Source organism: Microcystis sp. M090S1, assembly GCF_020246295.1.
GTDB lineage: Bacteria > Cyanobacteriota > Cyanobacteriia > Cyanobacteriales > Microcystaceae > Microcystis > Microcystis aeruginosa.
Window position 1 is genome coordinate 1 of record NZ_JADBTF010000464.1, and the last position, 11945, is coordinate 11945.

The 11945-nt window shown below is 41.8% G+C and carries 7 protein-coding genes and 1 tRNA gene; 6 read left to right on the plus strand and 2 right to left on the minus strand.

Going from position 1 to position 11945, the window contains the following annotated elements; genetic code table 11:
• The first annotated feature begins 442 nt into the window (after positions 1 to 442).
• The 3 genes from IM477_RS20260 to hypF are packed head-to-tail and all read left to right on the plus strand — an operon-like array spanning position 443 to position 3894.
• Positions 443 to 853 carry a coiled-coil domain-containing protein gene (locus IM477_RS20260; RefSeq protein ID WP_149985491.1) on the plus strand — a complete coding sequence of 137 codons (411 nt, stop codon included), beginning with the start codon at positions 443 to 445 and terminating at the stop codon, positions 851 to 853.
• Between the two features lie 52 nt (positions 854 to 905).
• A complete protein-coding gene (locus IM477_RS20265) occupies positions 906 to 1580 on the plus strand; it encodes an ATP-dependent Zn protease (protein ID WP_287733243.1) in 675 nt (224 codons plus the stop codon).
• A gap of 49 nt (positions 1581 to 1629) precedes the next feature.
• Positions 1630 to 3894, plus strand: coding sequence for a carbamoyltransferase HypF (gene hypF / locus IM477_RS20270; RefSeq protein ID WP_287733244.1), 2265 nt, complete (start codon positions 1630 to 1632; stop codon positions 3892 to 3894).
• A gap of 240 nt (positions 3895 to 4134) precedes the next feature.
• Here hypF and IM477_RS20275 read toward each other — a convergent pair whose 3' ends face one another.
• Positions 4135 to 4425: a hypothetical protein gene (locus IM477_RS20275; protein ID WP_287733245.1), complete on the minus strand. Its 291-nt coding sequence runs from the start codon at positions 4423 to 4425 to the stop codon at positions 4135 to 4137.
• Between the two features lie 365 nt (positions 4426 to 4790).
• Here IM477_RS20275 and IM477_RS20280 point away from each other — a divergent pair, with 365 nt between their 5' ends.
• Together IM477_RS20280 and bchH are read left to right on the plus strand one after the other, a co-directional pair.
• Complete coding sequence (locus IM477_RS20280; RefSeq protein ID WP_287733246.1) at positions 4791 to 6521, plus strand: diflavin flavoprotein; 1731 nt, start codon at positions 4791 to 4793, stop codon at positions 6519 to 6521.
• Positions 6522 to 7034: 513 nt separating this feature from the next.
• Positions 7035 to 10700, plus strand: coding sequence for a magnesium chelatase subunit H (gene bchH / locus IM477_RS20285; protein WP_287733247.1), 3666 nt, complete (start codon positions 7035 to 7037; stop codon positions 10698 to 10700).
• Positions 10701 to 10960: 260 nt separating this feature from the next.
• On the opposite strand, the gene moaC is transcribed toward bchH, so the two are convergent.
• Complete coding sequence (moaC, locus tag IM477_RS20290) at positions 10961 to 11461, minus strand: cyclic pyranopterin monophosphate synthase MoaC (RefSeq protein WP_079206075.1); 501 nt, start codon at positions 11459 to 11461, stop codon at positions 10961 to 10963.
• 43 nt (positions 11462 to 11504) lie between these two features.
• On the opposite strand from moaC, the gene IM477_RS20295 reads away from it, so the two are divergent.
• Positions 11505 to 11578: transfer RNA gene (locus IM477_RS20295), tRNA-Arg, on the plus strand.
• Positions 11579 to 11945: the final 367 nt, after the last annotated feature.

Sequence of the window (11945 nt, forward strand, 5' to 3'; positions counted from 1 at the left end):
GGAAGTGGGGGATTTAGCGGAAATTTCCCTATCACCCTAAATACTTATTGCCTCTTGCATAGTGCGATCGATGTTCATCAATAAAAGTTATCCATACAGGAAAACAATAATGTTTATTTATGGTAAAGGGGAAGTGGGGAATTGGGGAAGTGGGGGAAATTTGCCTATCACCCTAAATCCCTATTGCCTCTTGGATAGTGCGATCAATATTCATCAATAAAAGTTATCCATACAGGAAAACAATAATATTTATTTATGGGAAAGGGGAAGTGGGGAGATGGGGGATTTAGCGGAAATTTCCCGATCACCCTAAATCCCTATTGCCGCGTCGAACCTAGAACTATCAATGGGTAACAGCTTGATTTTGACTCCATAATTAAATTAGTCAACAATCGATTTAATCTCAAGACGAGAAAAAATTAATCTATTAGGAGTTTAGCTGATGACGGCTTTTACGGAAAATGACCTAAAAAGGTTAGAAAATCTGATTATCAATGGACAAAAAGCGATCGAAACTCGTTTAACTTCTCTGGAGAGTGGACAAAAAGCGATCGAAACTCGTTTAACCTCTTTGGAGAATGGACAAAAAGCGATCGAGAATAGCATCGGAGAGATCAAAAGAGAAATTCAAGTCCTAGAGATAGGACAGACGGAAATTAAGGGAGAAATCAGGACTTTAGACGCAAAAATCACGGGTTTAAATGAAAGAGTGCAACTCATCGAGGCATCCGTGGGAAAAATTCCCGATTTAGCTGAAAAAATTGGGGAGGTAAAAAACTGGAAACAGATCGGTATATCGATTGTGACTGCTGTTGTGGGTGGGGTAATTGGTTGGTTAATTCGGGGAAAATAAAACTAAGGAATGTAACATAGTATTAAGCATTTGTATATTTTTATCAATTTTTATGGAACAGACAGCTTTAAATCTGATCGCGATTACCGTTTTTTCGATCACTCTTTCCGTATTTGTCACCCCTTTGCTGTCTATTTCGCCTTTTGTCCCCGCTTTAGCTACTCTTAGCCTCTTGGGATTAGTTACCGTTGATACTCTCACCTTTAATAACCGGGGCGTGACTTTACTACTGGATGCTCTTTCTCCTAGTAAACACCGTCAAAGAGTTATTTACCACGAAGCCGGACATTTTCTCACCGCTTATATTTTGGGCATTCCGATCGCCAGTTATAGTTTGACCGCTTGGGAAGCCTTTCGTCAAGGCCAGGAGGGAGTCGGCGGTGTTCAATTTGACCTAGCAGATTTAGAGCAAAAAGTCAAGAACTTTACTGATTTTCCTGCTTTTTTAGAGCGAATTTCTACGGTGTGGATGGCGGGAATTGCTGCCGAAACCTTAGTTTATGGTAAAGCGGCAGGGGGAGAAAGCGATCGATTTTATCTGCAATCGGCCTTAAAATTAGCGGGGGTTTCCGAGAATAATTATGCCCAAAAAGAGCGCTGGAGTTTATTACAGGCAAAAACTCTTTTAGAAAAACAACAGACTGCCTATCAAGCTTTAGTGATAGCTATGGAAAAAAGGGCCAGTGTGGAAGAATGCTGTCGGGTGATTAGTGAAAGTTTAGTATAACGGGAAAAGTAATCAGGGATGAATTTGATGATTTCCCCGTTAAATTTTTATGAATAATCAGATCAATCAATCCGAGCAGCGATTAGCTTTAATTGTGCGCGGAGCAGTACAAGGAGTCGGTTTTCGTCCTTTTGTTTATCGATTAGCAACGGAATTAAACCTAACGGGTTGGGTGAATAATACAGCAGCGGGAGTTTTTATTGAAGTTGAGGGCGATCAAGACAAACTAGAAACTTTTTTGACTCGATTATCTTTAGAAAAACCACCTCGATCGCTAATTGAAAATATTGAGACTCAATGGTTAAATCCCATCGGTTATCAAAACTTTAGCATACGTCACAGTAGCGGCGGTGAAAAAAATACAATTGTTCTGCCCGATTTAGCCACTTGTCCCGATTGTTTAGCCGATATTTTTGACCCCAATAATCGTCGTTATCGCTATCCTTTTACTAACTGCACTAACTGCGGTCCTCGCTACAGTATTATCGAGAGTTTACCCTATGATCGCAGTGCCACAACTATGAGGGGTTTTAATCAGTGTCCCGAATGTCAAAGGGAATACGAAAACCCTCTGGATCGCCGTTTTCATGCCCAACCGAATGCCTGTCCTAGTTGCGGACCCCAAATTAGTCTTTTAGATAGTCAAGGATGTGTATTAGCGGAAAAAGATCAAGCTTTAATCGCTACTGCTAGAGCAATTGAACAGGGAAAAATTATGGCGATCAAAGGATTAGGAGGATTTCACCTAGTCGTCGATGCAAGAAATACGGAAGCAGTGCAAAAATTGCGACAACGTAAACAGCGACCGGATAAGCCTTTTGCCGTGATGTATCCTAATCTTGAGTTAGTGAAAAACCACGGTTATGTATCTTTTTTAGAATCGCAATTATTGAAGTCTCCTGCATCGGCAATTGTCCTGATTAAACAGCGAAAAAATTATCTTTCTGCTGCCGTTTCTCCGGGTAATCCCTATCTAGGAGTCATGTTACCCTATACTCCCCTACATCATCTTTTATTAGCAGAATTAGGCTTTCCTATTGTAGCAACCAGTGGTAATCTAGCCGATGAACCTATCTGTATTGAGGAAAAAGAAGCTTTAGAAAAATTGGGAACTATCGCCGATTTATTTCTAGTTCATAATCGTCCCATCCTTCGACCGGTGGATGACTCTATTATCAGGGAAATGGCGGGAAAAGCGATGATTTTGCGGCGAGCACGGGGATATGCTCCCTTTCCCGTTAAAGTTAATGAGGGAGATTTTCCTCCGATTCTGGCCGTGGGAAGTTATTTTAAAAATACCGTGGCTATCTACCAAAAAAATCAAGTTTTTATCAGTCAACATATCGGCGATTTAGATACGGTTAATGCTGTCAATCACTTTGAAAATATTCTCGATAGTTTAAAAAAATTATACGAGTTTGCACCAGAAATTATTGCCTGTGATGCCCATCCTGAATATCTAGCAACCAAGTACGCTTATAGCTTAAATTTACCCGTTATTCCCATTCAACACCATTACGCTCACGTTTTATCCTGCATGGCAGAACATCAGCTACAACCTCCGGTTTTAGGGGTTGCTTGGGATGGAACAGGATACGGTTTAGACGGCACAATTTGGGGGGGAGAGTTTATCCATATCACTGCCGATTCTTGGCAGCGAGTCGCCCATTTTAAACCCTGGCTATTACCGGGAGGAGAAAAAGCGGTTAAAGAACCCAGACGAGTGGCTTTAGGATTACTAGAAGTGATGGAAAATACTGATAGGATAAAATCAGCTTTTAGTGAACAGGAATGGTCTATTTTTAGGCAAATGTTAACCAAAAAAATTAATTGTCCTTTAACTTCTAGTGTCGGGCGTTTGTTTGATGGTGTGGCGGCGATTCTAGGTTTATGTTATCAATTAAGTTTTGAGGGACAAGCAGCAATGCAATTAGAATTTGCCCTTGAGGACATTAAAACGGAGGAATATTATAATTTTTCTTTGTCCGCCGACTCCCCCATAGTTATTGATTGGAATCAGATAATTTTAGGAGTTGTTGAGGATTTAGAAAAACAAGGACAAATCGGCATAATTGCCGCTAAATTTCATAATAGTTTAAGTGAGATTATTGTAGAAATTGCTCACAAAATAGGCAGAGAAAAAATTCTCCTGACGGGAGGCTGTTTTCAAAATCGTTATCTGACGGAAAGAACAATTAATCGCTTACAAGCTTCGGGATTTCAACCCTACTGGCAGCAAACTGTTCCCACTAATGATGGTGGTATTAGCCTTGGTCAAATTATCGGGGCCTGTTCTAAACTTAAACGGTTTTAGATAAGTAGGTGGGTGGAATTAAATATAAGATGAACGTAGGTTGGGTTGAAGTATGAAACCCAACGCCCGCATGGGTTACGCTACCGCTAACCCATCCTACAAATAATTGTGCCTCCCTACTTAGGACAAAATTAACTTCTTGGTTAGGACAGGCAAGAGGTAGTTATAAACCACAGAGACACGAAGAACACAGAGAGCCGATTTTTTTCTAGACTGTTGAGATGGTCGAAAATTGAGATTTTAGCTTAAACGATGCCACTCGACGATTTTATTGCCTACTTTCAAAATGATTGCTTGACCTAAACCGAGTTCTTGTGTCACCCTAACTAGATGGGCGAAATTTTGACGGGTGATTGCTAGTCCCTCCAAACAAGCTAGACAATCGAGACAGAGAACCGTAGAGAATTCCCAGGTTTGTCGGTAAACACGGCAATTATCCGGTAAAAAAGCCACAAGAGCGCGAAAATGAGTCAAAGCGGCTTTCTCAAAATTGGCGCTAGTGCAGTCAAAAGACGAGTGCTGATAGCTCATAAAAACTTTGCCTGATAGGGAGAGAGCAGGGTTTTCCTCAGACTAGCACCTCGCTTCTGGGGATCACGTTCCCTTTAGAATTTCTCAATAGACTGGCAAATCCCCCCAGAGGAGTATCGTTACCCGCGAGCAAATTGCTAGAAGCTAGGTTTCTTCCCAGAGATAGTGTACTTTAGATATTGATGTCCTTCCGGCTGGCAAGATAACCTATAAATTTCCCCACTCGTCCCTAGCGATAAAAGGCTGTATTTAGTCAAAAATCAAGTGTTGACTTTGATGCCAAACTTGCCAAGTAAAAAATGATGACAGCCTCAAGTTGCCGCTTAACTACTTGACTACTTAACTGATAACTGGTAACTAAAATTATGAATAATGCAATTGTCAAACCGAGAGATGTACAAGTAGCACCGATCGCCGCCGATACTTTTGTCTTTCGTTCCCGCACTTGGGACCGGTTAAAATTCGAGATCGAATACGGATTACAAAAGGGAACCACTGCCAATAGTTATCTGATTAAAAGTGAAAAGGTCGCTCTTTTCGATCCACCAGGGGAATCATTCTCGGCTATATTTTTAGAGGCTTTAACTAAAAGAATCAATCCGAAAACGATTGATTATATTATCCTCGGTCACGTTAACCCCAATCGTGCCGTCACCCTCAAGGCACTTTTAGAAATCGCTCCTCAAGTCACTTTTGTTTGTTCTAATCCGGGGGCAATTTCCCTGAAAAAAATTCTCGAAACCGAAGCATTAAATCTGTTCGTTGTCAAGGGGGAAGAAATATTAAATTTAGGAGCAAACCATCAATTAGAATTTATCCCCACTCCTAACCCCAGATTTCCCGATCAACTCTGTACCTACGACAGCAAAACTGATATTCTCTACACCGATAAATTATTCGGGGCGCACGTTTGTGGCGACCAAATTTTTGATGAGGGTTGGAGCGTTTATAACGAAGATCGGCGTTACTATTTCGATTGTCTCATGGCTCCCTATGCCAGCCAAATTAGCAACGCTTTGGAGAAATTAGCCGCTAAATCGCCCTTATTTTATGCCGTTGGTCACGGTCCTCTGGTGCGTTACGGGATGCACGAATTGACCCTTTCCTATCAACAATGGTTAGCAGTACAAAAGTCCCAAGAGTTGACAATTGCCCTGATTTATGCTAGTGCCTACGGCAACACCGCCACCCTCGCTCAAGCGATCGCCATGGGGATCACGAAAGCGGCAGTAGCAGTCACGGCGATTAATGCCGAGTTCGCCGAACCAGACGAGATCAAAACGGCGATCGAAAAAAGTGTCGGTTTTATCTTTGGTTCCCCCACTTTGGGAGGACACGCACCGACTCCCATCCAAACCGCCTTGGGGATTACCCTGGCAAATGGCGATAAAAGCAAGCTGGTGGGGGTTTTTGGCTCCTACGGTTGGAGTGGTGAAGCGATCGATCTTTTGGAAAGTAAATTCCGGGATGGCGGTTATCGCTTCGGTTTTGAGCCAATTCGGGTTAAATTTAAGCCGACGGAGGCAATTTTAAAGACCTGTGAGGAAGCGGGAACCGATTTCGCTCAAGCAGTCAAAAAAGCTCGCAAAAGCAGACAACCGAAAACTAATGTTAACCAATCCCAAAGCGATCGGCGATCGCAGTCCCTGGGACGTTTGGTGGGTTCTCTCTGTATCGTCACCTGCGAATTGGGGGAATTGCGCGGCGCCATGTTAGCCTCTTGGGTGTCGCAAGCGACGTTCACCCCCCCCGGATTGACTATTGCCGTGGCGAAAGAACGAGCGATCGAGTCTCTGCTTTATAGCGGTACGCCTTTTGTCCTTAATATCCTCCAAGAAGGTCAACATTTGGCTTTAATGAAGCATTTTCTTAAACCTTTTGCCCCCGGAGAGGATCGTTTTGCTCATATCGAAACCACTAAAGCTGAGAACGGTGGGCCGATTCTGGCCGAAGCGCTCGCTTATCTGGAATGTCGGGTAGAACAACGAATGGAGTGCGGTGATCATTGGCTGCTTTATGCGATCGCAGAAAAAGGCAAGGTTTTACACCAGGGTTTAACCGCTATCCATCATCGCAAATCCGGCAGTTATTATTAGTTTGTCGTTATCATCGTTTCAGGGGGTGTTTTCAAGCAGGATAACGCACCCTGATTGGTCTAAAAATAGACCTCTTGCAAAAATCAAAAATCTTCCGTTAGGTGAGGAGTAAGGAAGGGTGCATCTCATTTTTGCAAATCTACCAAGTTGGGATTTTTACGGGGACACTCTCGGCTAAAATCGGGCATTACTTCCGATTTTATCACTCAATCCAAGCCTTTGGGGGGTTCTACCCCCCAAACCCCGGAGCGCATTAGCTTTTCGGTGAGATGCTTACAGGCAGCTGCTGACACATTTGTCATCATTTAAGAGTCACTGATAATTGCTGATTGTCGGTATTTCTGCAAATGTGAGATGCACCCAGTAAGGAGCCAGTAGTCGGTCGTCAGGAGAATTAAGAATGAGCATTAATCAATTAAATGCTCCCCTTGGGGGTTTTATGCGATTTCATGCCTATTTTGGTCATTTTTCAACTCTCAAAAATTAATTATGCAAGAACTATAATATATTCTTATGAAAAGCATTGTTTTAATTGTTGGCTTTGAAACCTTTAACAGGAATTTGTATCGGCAATCGGGCCTGTTGGCTAGTTCTAAATGTCCCGATTTAGAGGTAAAAGTATTTAGCGATAAATCCTTGACTAGCGAACCGGAAATAGTCGAGCAAGCTTTAGCCACTGCCGACGTTTTTTTTGCTAGTTTGATCTTCGATTACGATCAAGTTACTTGGCTGCGGCAACGAGCAGCACAGATTCCGATTCGCTTAGTTTTTGAGTCTGCTTTAGAGTTAATGAGTTTAACCCGTTTGGGAGAATTTGCCATCGGGGATAAACCAAAAGGAATGCCAAAACCAATTCAATTTATCTTGAGTAAATTTTCCAGTGGCAAGGAAGAAGATAAGTTAGCCGGTTATCTCAGTTTCCTCAAAACCGGTCCGAAACTACTGAAATTTATTCCCGCTAAAAAAGTTCAAGATTTGCGTAATTGGTTAATTATTTACGGTTATTGGAATGCGGGAGGAACGGAAAATGTTGCCGCTATGTGTTGGGTAATTGCCCAAAAATATCTAGGATTAAAAGTACGGGAAATACCCGAAGTTATCGAAACTCCCAATAAGGGACTATTACACCCCGATTATCAGGGTTATTTTCTCACTCCCCAAGAATATTTAGCTTGGTATAAAAAAAATAAATCTCTTGATAAACCAGTGGTTGCACTGCTGCTTTATCGGAAGCACGTTATCAGTAAATTGCCCTATATTAATCAATTAATCCGTCATTTTGAAACGGCTAATTTAATTCCCCTACCCGTGTTTATTAACGGAGTAGAAGGCCATACAATTGTTCGGGATTGGTTAACCACAGACTACGAAATTCAGCAAAGAAAAAAAGGAATCATTGAAACTCCTTCTTTAAGTGAAGATGCGGTGACAGTAGATGCAATTGTCTCGACGATTGGCTTTCCTTTGGTGGGGGGTCCTGCGGGTTCTATGGAAGCAGGAAGACAGGTAGAAGTGGCTAAACGAATTCTGTCCGCTAAAAATATTCCTTATCTTATCGCTGCCCCTTTATTGATTCAAGATATTTATTCTTGGACAAGACAGGGAATCGGTGGTTTACAGAGTGTGGTTCTATACGCTTTACCGGAATTAGATGGAGCAATTGATACGATTCCTCTGGGGGGATTAGTGGGGGAAACTATCTATTTAATCCCCGAAAGATTACAGCGTTTAACTGGACGTTTAAACAGTTGGATTAAGTTACATAAAACCCCTCCGCAAGAACGCAAAATAGCCATCATTCTCTATGGATTTCCCCCTGGTTATGGGGCAGTTGGTACGGCAGCTTTATTAAATGTTCCCCGGAGTTTAGTTAAGTTTTTACAAGCTTTACAAGCGCAGGGTTATAATGTGGGAACGATTCCCGAAGACGGGGAAGAAATTATTCAAAAAGTTAAATTTGCCGATGATGAAAATCTCTCTAAACACAATCGTTTATCGATAGAAACTTTAGAAAATTGGCTAGGTTATCTATTAACCTCTCGCATTGAAAAACACTGGAAATCTCTGAAAGATGCGGGAATAAAAACTGTTGGCAACCAGTATCATTTAGGGGGAATTGAGTTAGGTAATATCTGGATTGGAGTCCAGCCACCTTTAGGAATTGCTGGGGATCCGATGCGGTTAATGTTTGAAAAAGATTTAACTCCTCACCCTCAGTATGCAGCCTTTTATCAGTGGTTACAGAAAGATTTTAAGACCGATGCGATCATTCATTTTGGTATGCACGGAACTGTCGAATGGCTGCCCGGTTCACCCCTAGGAAATACTGGTTATTCTTGGTCAGATATTTTATTAGGAGATTTACCGAATTTATATATTTATGCCGCTAATAATCCCTCGGAATCTATCCTAGCTAAACGTCGCGGTTATGGGGTGTTAATTTCCCATAATGTGCCACCCTACGGACGAGCGGGATTATATAAAGAATTGATGATTCTGCGAGATTTGATTGCAGAATTTCGAGAAAATCCTGAGAAAAATTACGCTTTAAGAGATAGTATCCTCCAAAAAATTATTGATACAGGTATCTCTAAAGATTGTCCTTTTCTGGAAGCCGAAAAACAGGGAATAGAATTCACTTTAGAAAATGCCAAATTATTTAGTCGCTATGCACTAACCGATTATTTTGTCAAGGTGTATAATTACCTACAAATCGTTGAACAAAGACTATTTTCTTCAGGTTTACACACCCTAGGAACTGCTCCCAATCAGGAAGAATTAAAAGGTTATCTTGATGCTTATTTTACCGATTTATCTGAGCGAGAATTTCAGCAAATTATCGCTGAAGAAGCAACCAATGAAAAGCTTAAAGAAGGCATTGCTATTAAAAATTTATTAGGACAAAATAGCGAAGAATTAACTAATCTTTTGCGGGGATTAAATGGGGAATATGTACCCCCAGCACCGGGGGGTGATTTACTCCGGGATGGTGCGGGAGTTTTGCCCACAGGACGCAATATACACGCTTTAGACCCCTACCGGATGCCTTCCCCAGCAGCCTACACGCGCGGACGAGAAATCGCCAAAAAACTGCTAGAACAAAACTTAACCGAAAAAGGAAAATATCCCGAAACTGTAGCGGTTTTACTCTGGGGATTAGATGTGATTAAAACTAAGGGTGAGTCCTTGGGTATTCTCTTAGAATTAGTCGGTGCGGAACCGGTGAAAGAGGGAACAGGAAGAATTGTCAGGTATGAATTAAAACCTCTAGGGGAAATTGGACACCCGCGCATCGATATTCTGGCTAATTTATCGGGAATTTTTCGGGATACTTTTATCAATATTATCGAGTTATTGGATGATTTAATGCAGCGGGCAGCCGAGATAGAAGAATCGGAAAATGATAATTATATCCGTAAGCACTATTTAGCCTTAAAAAGTCAAGGAATTGACAATGCCAGCGCTCGTTTATTTTCCAATCCTGCTGGGGATTTTGGCTCTTTAGTTAATGACCAAGTAGTGGAGGGAAATTGGGACAATGACAACGAATTAGCGAAAACTTGGGAAAAGCGTAATGTTTTTAGTTATGGTCGTCAAGATAAGGGACAAGCGCGACCAGAAGTGCTACAACAGTTATTAAAAACCAGTGAAAGTATTATCCAAGAAATTGACTCGGTAGAATACGGTTTAACCGATATTCAGGAATACTACGGCAACACGGGAGGATTAAAATTAGCCGCAGAAAAACAAAGCGGTAAACGGGTAATGACAAGTTTTGTCGAGAGTTTTTCCAATGATACAACTCCCCGCAAATTAGAGGAGGTTTTGCGCTTAGAATACCGCAGTAAATTACTCAATCCTAAATGGGCCAATGCCATGGTTAATCAAGGTTCCGGTGGGGCCTACGAAATCTCCCAAAGAATGACCGCTTTAATTGGTTGGGGCGGTACGGCTAATTTTAGTGACGATTGGGTGTATGATCAGGCAGCCGATACCTACGCTTTTGATACAGAAATGGCGGAAAAATTGCGTCAAGCTAATCCCGAAGCTTTCCGTAATATTGTCGGTAGAATGTTAGAAGCACAGGGTCGCGGTTTTTGGCAAGCAGACCCCGACAAATTAGAGAAATTACAGGAATTATATCAATTGACCGATGAAAAATTAGAAGGGGTTACTTAGGTTTTTCAGGCTGCATCTCATGTTTGTAAATCTACCAAGTTGGGATTTTTACGGGGACACTCTCGGCTAAAATCGGTCATTACTTCCGATTTTATCACTCAATCCAAGCCTTTGGGGGGTAGAACCCCCCAAACCCCGGAGCGCATTAGTTTTTCGGTGGGATGCTTACAGGCAGCTGCTGACACATTTGTCATCATTTAAGAGTCACTGATAATTGCTGATTGTCGGTATTTCTGCAAATGTGAGATGCACCCGGGTTTTCATCGCAACAGGGAATCCTTGTGATAATCTGATTTTCCTCCTGTTTTACTCAGCAGACGGATATTTTCAATCAGGATTGATTTTTCTAACGCTTTGGCCATATCGTATAAAGTCAAGGCTGCCACAGATACTGCCGTTAAAGCTTCCATTTCTACCCCAGTTTCCGATTTTGTCACCACTTCTGCCCGAATTTCGTAGCCGGGTAACTCTGCTTTCGGGATAATCTGAACATTGATTTTTTGCAGGGGTAAGGGATGGCAAAGGGGAATTAAACAGGAAGTTTGTTTGGCCGCCATAATTCCTGCTAGTCTGGCCGTCCCTAAAACGTCACCTTTAGGCGCATTTCCCTGTTCTATGGCTTCAAAAGTCGTTTTTAGCATTCTCACTTGTCCTAGGGCGATAGCAGTGCGTTTAGTGGGCATTTTCTCCGATACATCCACCATCTGGGCTTCGCCTTGGCTGTCGAGATGAGATAATTTTTCTTTACCCTCTTGCGTCATTGAATGAACCTGTGCTATAGTAGTTTACTGTTGAGAAAAACAAGGGCTTGTAGCTTAGTGGATTAGAGCGTGTGGCTACGGACCACAAGGTCGGGAGTTCGAGTCTCTCCAAGCCCGTTAGATACAATGGCATATACTACAGGAATTAGGGACCTATGGTTCCTAATTCCTTTGGTTTTTTGCCCCATCTCCCCATCTTCCCACTTTCCTATACTTTTTAAACAGGATTTAGTATCATCAGCCAGTTTTGCTGGATTATTTTTTACCCTCAAACAGTGAAAGAAACTAAACTTTTAGGATTGTATAATATGAATTCTCCTGCACCTGTGCCGACACCCTTTCAAGTTGCTTTAGAGCGTTACCAGAATGCTCTAAATTATTTAGATAGGGCTTGCTGAAAAAGTCGCTCAAAGAATTATGCTATTGAGTGCCAATAATTTGTCGTTCAAATGATAAGTTTTACTTGAGTAAAATAACTTTTAAC

What these genes read in the sequence shown, in the direction of transcription:
- IM477_RS20280 (WP_287733246.1), top strand. Translation starts at nt 4,791, where the DNA reads ATGAATAATGCAATTGTCAAACCGAGAGATGTACAAGTAGCACCGATC.
- IM477_RS20260 (WP_149985491.1), top strand. Translation starts at nt 443, where the DNA reads ATGACGGCTTTTACGGAAAATGACCTAAAAAGGTTAGAAAATCTGATT.
- hypF (WP_287733244.1), top strand. Translation starts at nt 1,630, where the DNA reads ATGAATAATCAGATCAATCAATCCGAGCAGCGATTAGCTTTAATTGTG.
- IM477_RS20275 (WP_287733245.1), bottom strand. Translation starts at nt 4,425, where the DNA reads ATGAGCTATCAGCACTCGTCTTTTGACTGCACTAGCGCCAATTTTGAG.
- bchH (WP_287733247.1), top strand. Translation starts at nt 7,035, where the DNA reads ATGAAAAGCATTGTTTTAATTGTTGGCTTTGAAACCTTTAACAGGAAT.
- moaC (WP_079206075.1), bottom strand. Translation starts at nt 11,461, where the DNA reads ATGACGCAAGAGGGTAAAGAAAAATTATCTCATCTCGACAGCCAAGGC.
- IM477_RS20265 (WP_287733243.1), top strand. Translation starts at nt 906, where the DNA reads ATGGAACAGACAGCTTTAAATCTGATCGCGATTACCGTTTTTTCGATC.